Origin of the sequence: Merdimonas faecis (assembly GCF_001754075.1) — a bacterium.
Lineage (GTDB): Bacteria > Bacillota > Clostridia > Lachnospirales > Lachnospiraceae > Merdimonas > Merdimonas faecis.
This window is the reverse complement of sequence record NZ_MIEH01000018.1, coordinates 241,789-257,335: the sequence shown is the minus strand read 5'-3', so window position 1 is coordinate 257,335 and position 15,547 is coordinate 241,789. Positions and strand designations below refer to the sequence as shown.

Genomic DNA, 15,547 nt, shown 5'->3' with positions numbered 1-15,547 from the left:
TTTACACTCCCTTTATATTCTTCTATCGTTTCATCTGATCTGATTCGCCCGTCCCATCAGATATGCAAGCAATGGTTCCGGCACCATCTTCGCACCAAGCCTTGCCGCCTTCATGGAACCGCCGCAGACAGACACTGCTCTTCCTCTGACTGCATCCCTTAAGGCCGTCTTTACCACCTCCGGCGCCGTCTTCCGGAAACCGGACTTGAAAGCGCCCGGCAGTTCCCCTGATACCTGAAAGAACTCGGTATCCACCGGTCCCGGACATACAGCTGTCACCATGATTCCCCGGGACACAAGCTCTGTCCTAAGCGCCGTGGAAAACCGGTACACATAAGCCTTGCCTGCCGCATAGACAGCAAACCCTGGCTGCGGAGAGAAGGCCGCCGCCGATGCGACATTTAATATCCTGCTTCCCCGGGACAGATACGGCAGACAGATTCCTGTCATTTTTGTCAGTCCTCTGCAGTTCAGGTCGACCATTGAAAGCTGATCCGCAAGGGGAATATCTTCAAATTTTCCCATCTTCCCGAAACCTGCCGCATTTACCAGCATCCGGATATCTGCGCTTTGCTTTTCCAGCTCTTTTCCAATTCTTTCGTAAATATAATCCCGGTTCAGATCCCCGTCAAAAATCCGGACAGGAATAGGACTCTCCTGCTCCAGTTTCTTCAGCCTCTCCGTTCTCCTTGCCACGGCCCAGAGCTCGTCAAGCCCCTTATAGAGTCTTGGAATCTGTTTTGCAAACTCTTTTCCAAGTCCCGAAGAAGCTCCTGTGATCAATGCAATCCTCATTTCTTTCCCTTCTTTTTATGAACATTCCGGATGGTCTTTTTCTTACCTTTTCCCGGTCTTCTTCCCGCTTTTTCTTTTCCTGCTCCTCCCGGCCTTTCCTGGCCGCCCTGTTTCTTTGGCCGCAGGAGGCAGTGCCTGTCATAGCCCACCAGATCCATGCGTCCCGCTTTTTTCAACGCTTCCAGCACCAGGTTATAATTCTTTGGATCCCGGTATTGGATCAGAGCCCGCTGCATCGCCTTTTCATGAGGATTTTTCGGCACATACACCGGTTTCATATCTCTTGGATCCACACCGGTATAATACATACAGGTGGAGATGGTAGAAGGTGTGGGATAAAAATCCTGCACCTGCTCCGGCATATATCCTAAGTCCCGTAAATATTCCGCAAGCTCAACAGCCTCCTTCAGGGTGGATCCCGGATGAGAGGACATCAGATAAGGCACCAGGTACTGATCTTTTCCAAGCTCCTGGTTGATCCTTTTATATTTCTTTACAAAGGCCTGATAGACCTTATTTTCCGGCTTTCCCATCCGTGAAAGCACCGCGTCGGACACATGCTCCGGCGCCACTTTCAGCTGCCCGCTCACATGATATGCACACAGCTCCCGGAAAAACGTATCGTCCGGATCCGCCATCACATAGTCAAACCGGATCCCCGAACGGATGAATACCTTCTTTACCTTCGGGATCTCGCGCAGCTTCCGGAGCAGCCGGACATAGTCCTTATGATCCGCTTTTAAGTTCCTGCATGGCTTTGGATAGAGGCACTGCCGGTTTTTGCATACTCCGTGCTGAAGCTGCTTGTCACAGGAGGGCTGCCTGAAATTCGCCGTAGGGCCGCCCACATCATGGATATACCCTTTGAAGTCCGGATCCTCGGTCATCTTTACCGCTTCGTCAAGAAGGGACTCATGGCTCCTGGTCTGCAGGATCCTTCCCTGATGGAAGGTCAGCGCACAGAAGCTGCATCCTCCAAAGCATCCGCGGTTGCTGATGAGGCTGAACTTTACTTCCGCGATCGCAGGCACGCCTCCGTCCTTCTCATAAGAGGGATGATAGGTCCGCATATAGGGATATCCATAGACCTCATCCATTTCCTCCTGGCTCAGCGGCCTGGAAGGCGGGTTCTGGACCACGTAGAGATGTTCCCCATAGGGCTCTGCCAGACATCTGCCCTTGATTGGGTCTGTATTGCAGTACTGGATATAAAAACTTTTGGCATACAGGAGCTTATCCTGCTTCATTTCCTCAAATCCCGGCAGAATGACCGGATCATACACGCTGTCCAGAGACTTTGCACGGAAAACAGTCCCCGGGATAAAGGTCAGATCCTTCACGTCAATGCCTGCCTCCAGGGCTTCTGCGATCTCCAGAATGGAGCGTTCCCCCATCCCGTAGGAGATCAGATCTGCGCCGGAGTCCAGCAGAATGGACCGCTTCAGGCGGTCTGACCAGTAATCATAGTGAGCCATTCTCCGAAGACTTGCCTCTATGCCGCCCAGAATGACCGGCGTCTTTTTATATGTCTGCCGGATCAGGTTGCCATACACCACTGCGGCATAGTCTGGCCGTTTTCCCATCACGCCTCCCGGCGTATAGGCGTCTGTCCTTCTTGGCCTTTTCGACACCGAATAATGGTTGACCATGGAGTCCATATTTCCCGCCGATACCAGAAATGCAAGCCTTGGCTCGCCGTACTCCATCACAGATGTCTTTTCCTTCCAGTCCGGCTGGGCAATGATCCCCACCTTGTATCCGTGAGCCTCCAAGAGACGAGTGATGACCGCATGGCCAAAGGACGGATGATCTACATAGGCATCTCCGCACACGTAGACAAAGTCCACCTGTTCCCAGCCCCGCTCTTCCATATCCTTCCTGCACAGCGGCAAAAATCCCTGACTCATAACAGCACCTCGTAAGTTTCCTTTTCTATATCATCATAATCCTGTATGTAATAATCCGCCAGCTTCCGCTTTTTTTCTTCCTGCGGCCTGGAAAAATCATCTTCTACCGCACAGACTCTCATGCCGGCATTTTTCCCGGCCAGGATCCCCATCGGTACATCCTCAAAGACAAGGCAGCGCTCCGGCTCCACCGCAAGCTCCCCGGCCACCATCAGATACACGTCCGGCGCCGGCTTCCCGGCTCCCGCTTCTCCGGCTGTCCGCACTACATCAAACAGTCCTCCGATCTGCAGCGCAAGGAGCGCGTCATCCGTCAGCTCCCTGGCATTGCTTGTTGCAATGCCGATCTTCTTTCCCTGGGAACGCATCCTGGAAATAAACCTTTCCGCCCCCTTTTTTAAGGACACCTGTGTGCGGTATTTCTCCCGGGCCATAAGAAGCCATTCATCCATAATCTCCTGCCTGGTGCAGGAAAGCTCCGGAAAGGTATCCAGAAAAAACTGAGCCACCTCCGAATAACTCATACCTTCCATAGCTTCATGGAACCGCTCCGGCTTTTTCAGGCAATACTTTTTCAGATAATCATCATCAATAGAAGGCCAGATCCACATAGAATCCAGCAGCGTCCCATCCATATCAAAAATAATCCCGTCAATGCCTTCCAGCATTTTCGTCTGTAACATCGCAAAGCTCCTTTTCTGTCAGCAGCCGGTATTCCCCCGGCTTAAGCCCAGGATCCAGCGTAAGCTTTCCCATGGACAGCCGTTTCAGGTACAGTACCTCCATCCCGACCGCCTGGAACATCCGCTTGATCTGGTGATATTTTCCTTCCTGAATGGTCAGGCGCACCTCCGACTCTTCCCCACTTTTTAATATCTCCAATCTTGCGGGCCTGGTCCATTCCTCTTCATCTCCGGTGCCAATATTGACGCCTGCCAGGAAGCTTTTCTCTTCCTCTTCTGTCACCCTGCCGTGAACCCGGACAAAATAAGTCTTGTCCACATGATGATTTGGAGACAGCAGACGGTGGGCCAGCACCCCGTCATTGGTAATCAGAAGCAGTCCTTCTGTATCCTTGTCAAGCCTTCCTACAGGAAACAGATCCTTTCGCTTCTTCTCTCTGATAAGATCCACCACCGTAGTCTCTTTTTTGTCTTCCGTTGCCGATATGACGCCTGCAGGCTTATTCAGCATATAATATTCAAAAGCCGCATAGGCAATCCTTTTCCCCTGTAAAAAGATTTCATCCTTTTCTTCATCAATTTTAGTCTCCGGACGTGAAACGGTCTCCCCATTCACAGATACCATCCCTTTTCGGATATAGCTCTTTACTTCCTGTCTGGAACCCGCTCCCATCTTGGCCAGGAATTTGTCAAGCCGCATCATCCCATCAGCCTCCATCCCGGAAGATATTTATTTTTCAGCGTCCCTCTGCCTGCTTTTCCAAAGCCCAGCGGGAACCCGTCTACACAGACCAGATACCAGCCCTTCGCCTTTTCTCCGATCAGATCCTCCACTTCCAGAGTCTCCCCCTTCAGATAGCGCAGCACTCTTTCATCCTCCGCCGGAAGGTCAATGCAGGCATCATAATCCTCTTTCTTAAGATTCATGGCCAGCGCCTGGCTTGGTTCAAACCGGTTCTTTTTCAGTTCCCCTAATAGGAGACCTGTTCTTAAGAACCGAAGACCTCTAATGTCCGGAAGCCCTTCCGGCATCTCATAGAGCTTGTCTCCCCGGATCTCGATTCTTTCCTCGTGAAGAGGCCTTGTCACATGCTGCCAGAATTCCCGAAAATCCTCCGGCAGGCGCGCTTTTTTCCGCTGTGTCTGTAAAGGCCGCCTTCTTTCAGCCTCTGTCCTTCTTTCCTCTTCTGCTTTTTCGTCTCCTTTTCTGAGAAGTGCCAGGTAATGTCCCTCTCCTTTCATCCGGTGCGGGAAGATCCTCACGGTATCCTGGATTCCCTGGACATCTCCCTGTACACACTCCTTCCTTCCGGATGCAAAGCCTTCATAAGGCTCTATAGGCAAAATCTGAAATTCCGGATATGTACCTAAAAGATGGGCGATGATCTGTTCATTTTCGCGCTCATCAAAGGTACAGGTGGAGTAGAGCATCATTCCTCCCGGCTTTAGCATCCGGGCCGCCTGGAGGATCAGGCTTTTCTGGATGTTGCTGAAAAATTCCGGTCCGTGTTCCTCCCATGCTTTTACCATCTTCCGGTCCTTCCGGAACATCCCCTCTCCGGAGCAGGGCGCGTCGATCAGAATTTTATCAAAATACTCCGGGAAAAACTGCTCCAGCCTGCCTGGCTCCTCGCAGGACACCAGTACATTGCCGATCCCGAAGACCTCGATATTCTTGAGAAGCCCCTTTGCCCGGGAGCTGCTGATATCATTTGCAACAAGAAGACCTTCGCCTCCAAGTCTTGCCCCCAGTTCCGTAGCCTTTCCTCCCGGCGCGGCACACAGATCCAGTACCCGGTCCCCCGGCTCTACCGGAAGGCGGCTGGCCGGCGTCATGGCGCTTGGTTCCTGCAGGTAATAAAGCCCGGCAAAATAATAGGGATGCTTTGCAGGCGATACAGCTTCCCCGTCATAATAAAACCCATTATGGATCCACGGCACCGGACGGACCGCAAAAGGACAGATTTTTTCAAACTCTGCCGCGGAAAGTTTCCGGGTATTGACCCGAAGCCCATAATACCTGGGTTCTTCATAACAGGCAATATATGCGTCAAATTCCTCTTTTAAGAGATTTCTCATCTTTTCTTCAAATACGAGAGGCAGATTCATAACATTCCTCCAGTTCCGATTTTTAGGCACATACATATTAGAGTATAACACATTCCTTTTCATAACTCTAGGAATATGCATATTTTAATTTATGTTTTTCCAGATACTTAAGAAGATAATATGGATTAAAGCTGATCTCACTGCCATCCCGGTAAAGATAAATTCCAAAATGCAGGTGCACGTCAAACTGTCCCACCGTCCCTTCCGGACCATATCCTGAATCTCCCATATATCCAAGAAGCTCCCCTGCCTCCACCACATCTCCTTCTTTCAGGTTGGAATAGCTCTCCAGATGAGCGTAGTAGTAATAAGTACCACTATATGAAGTGATGCCGATCCGGTAGCCTCCTTTTTCCAGCCATCCCAGATTTGTCACCGTTCCATCCGAAATACTTAAGACAGGATAAATCCCTCTCTCATTGCGAAGCGCCATGATATCCGTGCCTTCATGGCCCGATGTCCCCCCATAACTGCGCTCGCTCATCCAGGAATCTGTATAGGAAATTTTCAGAGACTTATCCACAGCGGAGTCTGGAATCGGGAAATAAACCGCTTCGTTTTCCACATTTTTCAGAAGGGTTTTGCACTCAGGAGACAGCTCATCCACATTCTTCCACATCTCATCACTGAAGAATCCCCTCCGGTATTCTGCATCTGAAAGCGCCTGTTTCCCCAGCTCGAAACTTCTGCTCTTTTCCAGACAGTTCCCGATCCCCAGCACACAAAACAGAGATAGGAGACATAGCAGAATGATATAATTTTTATAAACACGGTATTGCACACTGCTCTCTTCCATTTCTTTTTTATCCATGCCAGTATATGCAAAAAGACATACAAAAAGACCGGCCTTAAAAGGCCGGTCTGATTTTCTCAGAGTGACACTCTGCGTTTTCTTATTTGCACTTCTTTAAAATCGCCAGGAGATATTCCCAGGTTCTCTGTGTGGACGCAATGTCCAGATGCTCATTAAAGGAATGGATATCCAGAAGGTTTGGTCCGCAGGAAACGCAGTCCAGATCCGGACGCTTTCCAAGGAAGAGTCCGCATTCCAGACCTGCATGTACTGCAGAAACCACTGGTTCTTCTCCGTACAGCTCTTTGTAGGTTTCGATCATCAGCGGGCGGAGCTTGGAATCCGGTTTAAACTGCCATGCCGGATACTCTCCTGTGGTCTCGCCTTTTCCGCCGGCAATGATCGCACTCAGCTCTACCTGTTCACGCATCTGCTGTTTTCTGCTTTCTACAGAGCTGCGGATCAGATACTGTGTGGTCACGGAAGTATCGTCACATTCGATCACGCCAAGGTTCAGGGAAGACTCTACGATGCCCTTCAGCTTGCGGCTGTATTCCTGTAAGCCATTCGGACAGATTTCCAGATAGGTAATGACTCTTGTTGTAGAATCCTTGTCATATGCATCTATATGTACATTTTTATCTGTCTGATAATCTACAGCCAGCGTCGGTTCTTCACCCATAAACTCATCCAGCCAGATCTGCTTCATCTCTTCTGTCATCGCCTCTACTTTTTCTGCCTGTTCTGCAGGAACCAGCACGCCCGCCTCACAGTTCATGGTAATGACATTATCTTTGCTTCCTCCGGCAATTTCTGTCAGGCGCAGGTCTGTCTCTTTCCCCAGTCGATACAGAAGCCTGCCCATCATCTTATTGGCATTTCCTCTCTGCTTATGGATCTCATTTCCGGAATGTCCGCCCAGGAGTCCGTGAATCCTGATCTTTACCAGGGATCCTTCGGCTGCTTCCTTCTTCATCGGGATCACTGTCTTATAGAAGATACCTCCGGCACATCCTGTGGTCAGGATGCCTTCTTCTTCGGAATCGATGTTGATCAGCATCTTTCCTTTCAGCTGTGAAAGATCGACAGCTTCCGCGCCGCCCATTCCCAGCTCTTCATCCACGGTAAATACCGCTTCGATCGGCGGATGCGGGATATCCTTGCTGTCCAGGACTGCCATTGCCATTGCAACCGCAATTCCGTCATCTCCCCCAAGTGAGGTATTTCTTGCCCGCACATATCCATCTTCCACATAAAGGTCCAGTCCGTCCTTCGTAAAATCGTGATCGGAATCCGGAGTCTTTTCACAGATCATATCCAGATGCCCCTGAAGGATCACCGGCTCACTGTCCTCATATCCGGGTGTTCCCGGCTTTTTGATGATGACATTGTTTACCTCGTCCTGGGAAACCTCCAAGCCCCTCTCTTTCGCAAATGCGACACAATAGTCACTGATCCTTTTTGTGTCAAAGGTGGCGTGCGGAATTTTGCACAGCTCTTCAAAGAAATGAAATACCTGTTTTGGCTCAAGATTGTCTAATACTGCCATTTCTATTTACCTCTCTTCTTTTGATAATTTCTCTACGCTCTATTATGGAACATCTGGCATAAAAAATCAACCTTCCCCATAAAATTGAAAAAGAAATCTTACAGGAGGATCGAAAAAATGAAACGGCTCTTGTATACCTTGTCTACCCTCCTGTTTTTCCTACTGCTCCTTCTCTTTCCACAAACAGTATTCAGAGGAGCTGAAAACGGTCTGCTTCTCTGGTTCCGGACCGTTCTTCCCACGCTTCTTCCCTTCCTGATCGTCTCGAATTTCCTCATCCGTACAGATGCGGCGCGGGTGCTGGCCAGGCTTTTGACCCCTGTTCTCGGACGGTTTTTCCGGGTATCCCCCTATGGCTCTTTTGTCATGCTGACCGGATTTCTGTGCGGCTATCCCATGGGCGGCAAGGTCACGGCAGATCTTCTGCGTGAAGGACGGATCAGCCTTTCTGAAGCAAGCTACCTGCTTTCGTTCTGCAACAATACCAGCCCCGGGTTCATCGTAAGCTTCCTGGTATGGCAATGCCTGAAAGCGCCCTCTCTGGCTGCCCCTACGCTTCTTCTGCTCCTGGGAGTACCGATGTTTTTCAGCATGGTCTTCCGGCGGCTTCTCCATGTCCCCCATCCTGCTTTGCCAGAGAAGATGGCGGATCCTCCTTCTAATACAGGAAATGAAGGCCTGGCAGACGGCTGTATCATGGATGCCATTGAAAACATCACCCGGATCGGCGGCTATATTCTGCTGTTTTCCATTCTGTTTTCCCTTGCGGAACAGATTCCCGGACTCCCGCTTTCCGCCCGACTGTTTTTGCTCCCTTCCCTGGAAATGACCACCGGCGTCCGGTACATATGCTCTCTTGAGCTTCCGTTTCCTGTCCGTTACGCCTCCGCCGCTTTCCTTACTTCCTTTGGCGGCTTCTGCTGTCTCGCTCAGACAGCGTCCATCCTAAAAGGGACACCTCTTAAAATTATGCCGTATTTCGCAGAAAAGCTGGTCACCGCAGCGGCAACCAGCTTTCTTTCCTGTCTCTTTCTTCTGATTTTTTAAGGTAATCTCCAGGAGAATCCCCTCTCCTGCGCTTCACCTACTCCAGTTCAATATTTTCGCTCAGATCATATTCCTCCTGTTCCGGAACTGTTTCCTCGGATCCGTACTCAGCTTCCAGTCCCCTGGAAGACTGTTCCGGGATCTCCAGTTCGGAACGGTTATTGCGTACCATGTCATAGCATTCCTGTAAAGAATTAACCAGACCGTCATATTTGGTGGTATAGCTGTCCAGAGTATGTCCGATAATACTTTCCGCATTGGCCAGCAGATCATCGGTATACTGCATAGCCCCGATCCGGATATCGTTGGCGTCGCTGGTGGCATTATCCAGAATCTGCTGCGCCTGTTCTGTAGCGGCAGTCACGATCTCATTTGCCTGGGCATACGCCTGCTGCATGATCTCATGCTCGCTCACCAGTTCATTTGTGTGGATCTGTGCCTCTTCGATCATGCTGTCTGCTTTAGCCTGTGCATCCGCAAGGATCGCATCCTTATTTGCAATGATCTTCTGGTAACGTTTTATCTCATCAGGAGTCTTCATCCTGAGCTCCCTTAACATCTCGTCCATCTGGTCTTTATTCACGATGATCTTGGATGTGGACAAGGGCTGAAATTTACAGCTGTCGATGTACTCCTCGATTTCTTCAATAATCTGTTCAATACGGCTGCTCATAATTTACACTCTCCTTTTAAATTCATTTTCTCTTTCATACAGTCTGCTACAAATTCCGGTACAAACTGAGAAATATCCCCTCCAAAAGCTGCCACTTCCTTCACCGTAGTAGAGCTCAGGTAAGAATAATCCAGACTGGTGGTCAGAAATATGGTCTCAATCTCTGGTTCCATCTTATGATTTGTCTGGGCCATCTGAAGCTCATACTCAAAATCAGTGATCGCCCGAAGTCCACGGATCACAACAGAGGCGCCCGACCTTCGCGCAAAATCTACCAACAATCCCTCAAAAGGTACAATTCTGACATTTGGCATATCTTTTGTTACTTCATTTAACATTCTAACACGTTCTTTTACAGAAAACAACGGGCTTTTTGCTTTATTATTCAGCACTCCGACAATTAATTCATCCACCAGTCCCGCAGACCTTCTGATGATGTCCTGATGCCCGAAGGTGACCGGGTCAAAACTTCCCGGATATATCCCCTTTAACATATCTCTTTCCTCCCCGATGGTGTGAGAAACACATGCTTATTTGTCTTATACACTTTGGTTTTCAATATATCATATCCCAGATCTCCGACATACTCCAGATCTGTCTCCAGTGAAGCTTCCACGATCACCACCCCTTTATCGGCGATCAGATCTGATCCGGCAAGATAGGCCAGCACTTTTTTCTCCCATTCTTTCCCATAAGGCGGGTCCATGAAAATGTAGTCAAACTGCTTTTCGCCCTCCAGCTTATAAAGCGCTGTCATCACATCCATGGTCATGGTCAGCGCCCGCGCCTCCAGATGGGTCCTTTTTAGATTTTCTTTAACACACGACATAGCCTTCCGGTCCTGCTCCACAAACACCGCTTCCATGGCTCCCCTGCTTAGTGCTTCGATCCCGATGGCTCCGCTTCCCGCAAACAGATCCAGGAACACGCAGTCATAGAGATAAGGGGCGATCATATTAAAAAGCGTTTCCTTGATACGGTCGGTCGTAGGCCTGGTGGACAGCCCTTCCACCGTTTTAAGCTGTGTGCGCCGGGCACTTCCTGCGATCACTCTCATAATTATCCATACTCCTCCTATGTTCTGTCTTTTTCGGACTTCCGCCCCGTGGAATCTTACAGGCGCAGTCCCCGGTACCGGTCAATGCAGGCATAAAGCTCTTCTTTCCTTGGAAGGCCTAAGTTGCCCGGCAGATCTTTTCCTGTCAGAACTTCCAGCCCCTGCTCTTCAATAAGCCGGTAAATTTCTTCGACAATCTCTCTGACTGTCCGTTTTCCGTCCAGCAGCTTTTCTTCTGCAAATTTTACCATATATCCCAGGCAGGTCAGCTGTTCGCTGTCCGCCAGCTGCTCCACATAACGCAGATCAATGTGCTCATTTCCAACCGAAATTCCATCTCTTCCCATGGTCTTAAGCTTGATCCTTCCTTTATGATAAATGCCCGGATTCGACTTCGGCCTGCGCTGGAAACCCGGAAGCTTCACCGGAGTCTCCGGGAAGTGTAACGCCGGATAACTCTCGGCTGCTTTTTTTGCCTTTTCTGTAATATCCTTTGGCACATACCTGTCCATCTGCACAATCTGATCCGCAATCTGGAAATATGCTCCCGAGCTTCCCGCCACCAGAATGGTCGAGATCCCCTGCCTTTCATACAAGGCTCCCGCACGCTCAATAAACGGTGTGATCGGCTCCATATCCCGATGGATCACCTGCTGCATCAGCTCGTCCCTCACCATAAAGTTGGTAGCGCTGGTATCCTCGTCAATCAGAAACGCAGATGCTCCCGCCTCCATGGCCTCTACCACATTGGCCGCCTGGGAGGTGCTGCCGCTGGCATCCTCCGTATAAAATGCATGCGTATCCTTTTTATTCGGCAGATCATTGATAAACATTGAAATATCCGTATGCTTGATGCTGCGTCCGTCTTCTGCCCGGATCTTCACCGCATCCGGATCGGTCACTACATATTCTCTGCCGTCTCCCGCTATATGGGGATAGACACAAAGCTCAAGAGCCTTTAAAAGCGTGGACTTTCCATGATATCCCCCGCCGACGATGAGGGTAATCCCTTTTTTGATCCCCATACCTGTGATCTTCCCATGATATGGCAGATCCATCTCTACCCGCATGGTCTCCGGAGACTGAAATGGCACTGCTCCCTTCATAGGCCTCTGGGAAATGCCGGACTCTCTCGGGAGCACCGCACCATCCGCCACAAAAGCGATCAGCCCTCTTTTCGCCAGTTCCCGGCGGATATACGCCTGGTCCTCCGCAAGCTCCATGATCTGCTCTGTCTTTCTTTCATCCAGATTCCGATACAGGCAGGACTTCTGAACACACTGCGGCAAGAATTCAAACAAGATCTTTGAAAGCTCCCTGGCGTTAATGGTTCTTCCATTGGCCGGAAATCCCACTTCAAATCTAAGCACCACATCCCCGGATTTCTCATCTATGGTGCAGGCGCTTCTTTCCAGTACCTCCTGTCCGCACCGGGTTACGCTTAAAAGCCCGCTTTTCCCGGAGCCTTTTGCCTGGAATGAATATTTCCCCGACGCCCGGGAAAACTGACGGATCAATTCATCCTGCAGCGCAATCCTTTTATGCTCCTTATCATAAAGTCTTTCCGGAAAACCTGCCGTTTTCCCTCCTACCTCTACGTGAAGCCTGGACGGTGCCGCAAACGGGTCTCCCTGTACATGATCGATCCCAAGCACAAATCCCTGAAAACGGTATATTCCTTTTGTATCCTTATATGCCGGGTATCCTTTCCGGTCAATCCTTGTCAATAACTGTCTTAAATCTTCTGCTGTTTTCATATCAATACGCCTTTGCCTCTTCCCTTGTCATCCAGAAATGAATCCCTGTTGTGGAATCCATCCATCTGTTTTCGTTAAAATCCCTGACCTCTACCCACTCTCCCTTTTTGTAGATGAAATTTTCATCCACCAGGGACCAGGCTTCGTCATAATTCTCTTTATAATCAAAGCTTTTGATGGTCAGAACCTTTGCCTTGCTGCACCGGCAGGACGGCAATGTCGCTGATGTCCGCTTTGCGTCCGCAGGAATCAGCAGCTGTACCAGCCGGTCGTTGAAGCATTTTTTATATCCCAGAAACGCTCCCTTCTCCGGGCACCGCATCCGGAACCACTGCGTTGATTTATCCGACTGGATCTCCGTCAGATCCGCATACTCCAGAACCGCGCCAAAGAGATTGGCTCCTTTAATATTACACTCTCCCATATCACAATAACGGAAGGACGCAGTCTTCATATTCGCATCCTGAAAATCAGCTCCATGCAGAGAGCATCCGTCAAACAATGCATTTTCTACACTGCTCCCGGAAAAATTCACTTGATTTAAAATCACATTCTGAAATGAGGACAGCGTAAAATCCATGTTGCTAAGATCCCATCCCGTCAGATCCATCGGCTCAAATTCCCGTTCCCGAAAAGAAATCCGCTCTCCGGGCTTTCTCTTTAAAACCGCTTCCTCAAGCTCTTCTCTTGTCAATATCTCCATCTGGCCGGCCATACAAACGCCCCCCATCACTTTTTTGATCACATACATTCTAGCACAGATCCCTGTTCACTAACAACACTGCAAATCAGAATTTTCGGCCGAAAAGACAGGAATAAAAACCAGTCTTGATTTCTTCCGCCGTTTATGTCTATGATAAAAGAACAGACAAATTCTTCCGGATACGATCCGGATTCAGAAAGGATGAAGAACCAATCATGAAATATATTTTAGCTTCTGCGTCTCCACGCAGAAAAGAACTGCTCTCTCAGGCAGGTTTTGCCTTCGAAACAGTTCCTTCTCAAGTCAATGAAATTATCAGAAAAAAAAGTCCCCATGCCATCGTAAAGGATCTTTCCTTCCAGAAAGCATGGGATGTTTACCAGAAATTAACCCCTGTGGGTAAGACTGTCATTGGAGCCGACACCATCGTAGTCTACCGCGGCGAGATCCTGGGAAAACCTGCCGGCGAAGAGGAGGCCCTGGATATGCTGAGTCTCCTGGCAGGCCGTACCCATCAGGTCTACACCGGTGTCACTTTAGTTTTCAGCCATGGAGGCGCTCCTGTCATCCGCAGCTTTTATGAGAAAACAGATGTTACCTTTTATCCCATAGACCGGGCTGACCTCCTGGCTTACGCAGACTCAAAAGACCCGCTGGACAAAGCCGGCGCTTACGGGATCCAGGGGCCTTTTGCCATCCACGTAAAAAAGATCCACGGCGACTATAATAACGTAGTAGGCCTGCCAATCGCCCGCCTTTATCAGGAGCTGAAAACATTTCCTGATTAGCCGGCCATCTTCATGTCCAGATATTTCGCCGCTGCTTCGTCAATGGACTCTCTCATCACGCGGATCAGCTGATCCACATCTTTTTTAGTGGCGATCAGCGGCGGGACCATACGGTTGACACTGTCTCCGATCGCTGTGAACAGGACTCTTCTTTCCAGCGCTTCATGCTTTACCTCTGCCGCGATCGGAATATCATATTCACATCCTACCAAAAGTCCTTTTCCACGGACTTCTTTTACATGGGGAAGCTTTGACAGTTCCTGCTTCAGATATCGCCCTACTCGTCTTGCATTTCCACTTAGATCCTTATCGAGAATTTCCGTAACAGAGGCAAGGGCTGCCGCGCAGGCAACTGCATGGCCGGCATAGGTAGACCCATGAGTCCCCGCTGTAAATACCCGTGCCACCTCGTCAGTCGCACAGCAGGCTCCGATCGGCATCCCGCCTCCCATGGCCTTTGCCATAGACACAATATCCGGCTTCACGCCATACCCCATATAGGCCATTGGTGTGCCGGTACGCCCCCATCCGGTCTGCACCTCGTCCAGGAGAAGCAGAAGGCCTTTTTCGTCGCACAGCTTCCGCAGTCCCTCCATAAACTCCTGAGTGGCAGGATACACTCCGCCTTCACCCTGTACGGGCTCGATCATGATTGCGATGGTATTCTCTGTAACCTTGGAAGCGAAGTCGTTAAGATCGTTATATCTTGCATAGGAAAAACCTTCCAGCATTGGCCCGAACCCCTGCTGGATCGCCGTATCCGGCTGTCCGGTAGCCGCCATGGAGCCAAAGGTTCTGCCGTGGAAGCCCTTCTTTGCAGTAATGATGTGGTATTTCTCAGGCCCATAGTGGTCAGTACCATATTTTCTCGCCATCTTGATCATACATTCGTTCGCTTCTGTTCCGGAATTCTGATAGAAGATCTTATCCATGCCAATGGTTTCACAAACCTTTTTTGCCAGCAGTGCCTGCGGGATCGTATATGGGTAGTTGAATGTATGCATGATATCATCCACCTGGTCCTTGGCGGCCTTTACAACTTCCGGGTTGCAGTTTCCAGGGCTGTTGACTGCGACGCCGCCATAAAAATCCAGATAAGGCATTCCCTTTTCGTCATACAGATACATTCCCTCGGCACGCTCTGCAATAAAATCATAGCGTTCATAGGTTTCCACCATATACTTATTTACCATTTCCTTTAATTCCTCTGCTGTAAGTCCCGTGTCTCTTAATCTCATAGTTCGTCTCCTCCTTCCCGGCGTCCGGTTCATTGTTCCGCTGCTGTCTTCCCGGTATAACACACTAAGATGACTTAAAAAGAAAAAGAGACGTCGCATCTTCCGATACGGCGTCTCTGCCTGACATATTTCGTATAACTTTATGTTCTTTCTTATTCTTAAAATCCTTTTCTAGTTATACTTACGCTTTCTAGCAGCTTCAGATTTCTTTTTACGTCTAACGCTTGGTTTTTCGTAATGTTCTCTCTTACGAATCTCCTGCTGAATACCTGCCTTCGCACAGTTTCTTTTGAATCTGCGTAAAGCACTATCCAATGTCTCGTTTTCTTTCACGATTACATTTGACATACTCTCACACCTAACCTCCCTCCAGTCCTATATTGTGCATCATATGACTGTTCGGGTATATTTCTTGCACACATAAAATTATAGCACATATTTCTTCTAC

General features: G+C 49.4%; 16 protein-coding genes. 2 read left to right on the top strand and 14 right to left on the bottom strand.

The window, feature by feature from the left end; genetic code table 11:
- Window positions 1–30: 30 nt before the first annotated feature.
- The 7 genes from BKD12_RS09945 to BKD12_RS09915 form a co-directional block, all read right to left on the bottom strand.
- On the bottom strand, window positions 31–795 hold the full coding sequence (locus BKD12_RS09945; protein WP_070089160.1) for an SDR family NAD(P)-dependent oxidoreductase: 765 nt from the start codon (window positions 793–795) through the stop codon (window positions 31–33).
- Entirely contained in the window at window positions 792–2,702 is a 1,911-nt protein-coding gene (locus tag BKD12_RS09940; RefSeq protein ID WP_070089159.1) for a YgiQ family radical SAM protein, read from the bottom strand. Before BKD12_RS09940 ends, BKD12_RS09945 begins: the two co-directional genes overlap by 4 nt.
- Window positions 2,699–3,385: an HAD family hydrolase gene (locus BKD12_RS09935; RefSeq protein ID WP_083262924.1), complete on the bottom strand. Its 687-nt coding sequence runs from the start codon at window positions 3,383–3,385 to the stop codon at window positions 2,699–2,701. Before BKD12_RS09935 ends, BKD12_RS09940 begins: the two co-directional genes overlap by 4 nt.
- Window positions 3,354–4,088 carry a pseudouridine synthase gene (locus BKD12_RS09930; RefSeq protein WP_070089158.1) on the bottom strand — a complete coding sequence of 245 codons (735 nt, stop codon included), beginning with the start codon at window positions 4,086–4,088 and terminating at the stop codon, window positions 3,354–3,356. The genes BKD12_RS09935 and BKD12_RS09930 overlap by 32 nt, the downstream gene beginning before the upstream one ends.
- Window positions 4,085–5,494 carry an RsmF rRNA methyltransferase first C-terminal domain-containing protein gene (locus tag BKD12_RS09925; protein WP_070089157.1) on the bottom strand — a complete coding sequence of 470 codons (1,410 nt, stop codon included), beginning with the start codon at window positions 5,492–5,494 and terminating at the stop codon, window positions 4,085–4,087. Before BKD12_RS09925 ends, BKD12_RS09930 begins: the two co-directional genes overlap by 4 nt.
- Window positions 5,495–5,561: 67 nt before the next feature.
- Window positions 5,562–6,305: a M23 family metallopeptidase gene (locus tag BKD12_RS09920; protein WP_083262923.1), complete on the bottom strand. Its 744-nt coding sequence runs from the start codon at window positions 6,303–6,305 to the stop codon at window positions 5,562–5,564.
- 82 nt (window positions 6,306–6,387) lie between these two features.
- Entirely contained in the window at window positions 6,388–7,836 is a 1,449-nt protein-coding gene (locus BKD12_RS09915; protein WP_070089155.1) for an aminoacyl-histidine dipeptidase, read from the bottom strand.
- A 117-nt stretch (window positions 7,837–7,953) separates the two neighbouring features.
- Between BKD12_RS09915 and BKD12_RS09910 the strand changes: the two genes are divergently transcribed.
- A complete protein-coding gene (locus BKD12_RS09910) occupies window positions 7,954–8,883 on the top strand; it encodes a nucleoside recognition domain-containing protein (RefSeq protein ID WP_070089154.1) in 930 nt (309 codons plus the stop codon).
- Window positions 8,884–8,920: 37 nt separating this feature from the next.
- Here BKD12_RS09910 and BKD12_RS09905 read toward each other — a convergent pair whose 3' ends face one another.
- From BKD12_RS09905 to BKD12_RS09885, 5 genes are read right to left on the bottom strand one after another with little or no spacing between them, the layout of a single operon-like run.
- Window positions 8,921–9,556, bottom strand: coding sequence for an ATPase (locus BKD12_RS09905; RefSeq protein ID WP_070089153.1), 636 nt, complete (start codon window positions 9,554–9,556; stop codon window positions 8,921–8,923).
- Window positions 9,553–10,050, bottom strand: coding sequence for a pantetheine-phosphate adenylyltransferase (gene coaD, locus BKD12_RS09900; RefSeq protein ID WP_070089152.1), 498 nt, complete (start codon window positions 10,048–10,050; stop codon window positions 9,553–9,555). Before coaD ends, BKD12_RS09905 begins: the two co-directional genes overlap by 4 nt.
- The gene (gene rsmD, locus BKD12_RS09895; protein WP_070089151.1) at window positions 10,044–10,613 is read right to left on the bottom strand and encodes a 16S rRNA (guanine(966)-N(2))-methyltransferase RsmD; all 570 of its coding nucleotides are present in this window, start codon (window positions 10,611–10,613) and stop codon (window positions 10,044–10,046) included. The genes coaD and rsmD overlap by 7 nt, the downstream gene beginning before the upstream one ends.
- A 56-nt stretch (window positions 10,614–10,669) precedes the next feature.
- Window positions 10,670–12,370 carry an ABC-ATPase domain-containing protein gene (locus BKD12_RS09890; RefSeq protein ID WP_070089150.1) on the bottom strand — a complete coding sequence of 567 codons (1,701 nt, stop codon included), beginning with the start codon at window positions 12,368–12,370 and terminating at the stop codon, window positions 10,670–10,672.
- A gap of 1 nt (window position 12,371) precedes the next feature.
- Window positions 12,372–13,085 (bottom strand): pentapeptide repeat-containing protein, encoded by a 714-nt coding sequence (locus BKD12_RS09885; protein WP_242872754.1) that lies wholly within the window; start codon window positions 13,083–13,085, stop codon window positions 12,372–12,374.
- Window positions 13,086–13,285: 200 nt separating this feature from the next.
- Between BKD12_RS09885 and BKD12_RS09880 the strand changes: the two genes are divergently transcribed.
- A complete protein-coding gene (locus BKD12_RS09880) occupies window positions 13,286–13,861 on the top strand; it encodes a Maf family protein (RefSeq protein WP_176730957.1) in 576 nt (191 codons plus the stop codon).
- Here the strand turns inward: BKD12_RS09880 and BKD12_RS09875 are convergent.
- Together BKD12_RS09875 and rpsU are read right to left on the bottom strand one after the other, a co-directional pair.
- On the bottom strand, window positions 13,858–15,099 hold the full coding sequence (locus BKD12_RS09875) for an aspartate aminotransferase family protein (protein WP_070089149.1): 1,242 nt from the start codon (window positions 15,097–15,099) through the stop codon (window positions 13,858–13,860). The genes BKD12_RS09880 and BKD12_RS09875 overlap by 4 nt on opposite strands.
- Window positions 15,100–15,270: 171 nt before the next feature.
- On the bottom strand, window positions 15,271–15,447 hold the full coding sequence (gene rpsU, locus BKD12_RS09870) for a 30S ribosomal protein S21 (protein ID WP_004054229.1): 177 nt from the start codon (window positions 15,445–15,447) through the stop codon (window positions 15,271–15,273).
- Window positions 15,448–15,547 lie beyond the last annotated feature (100 nt).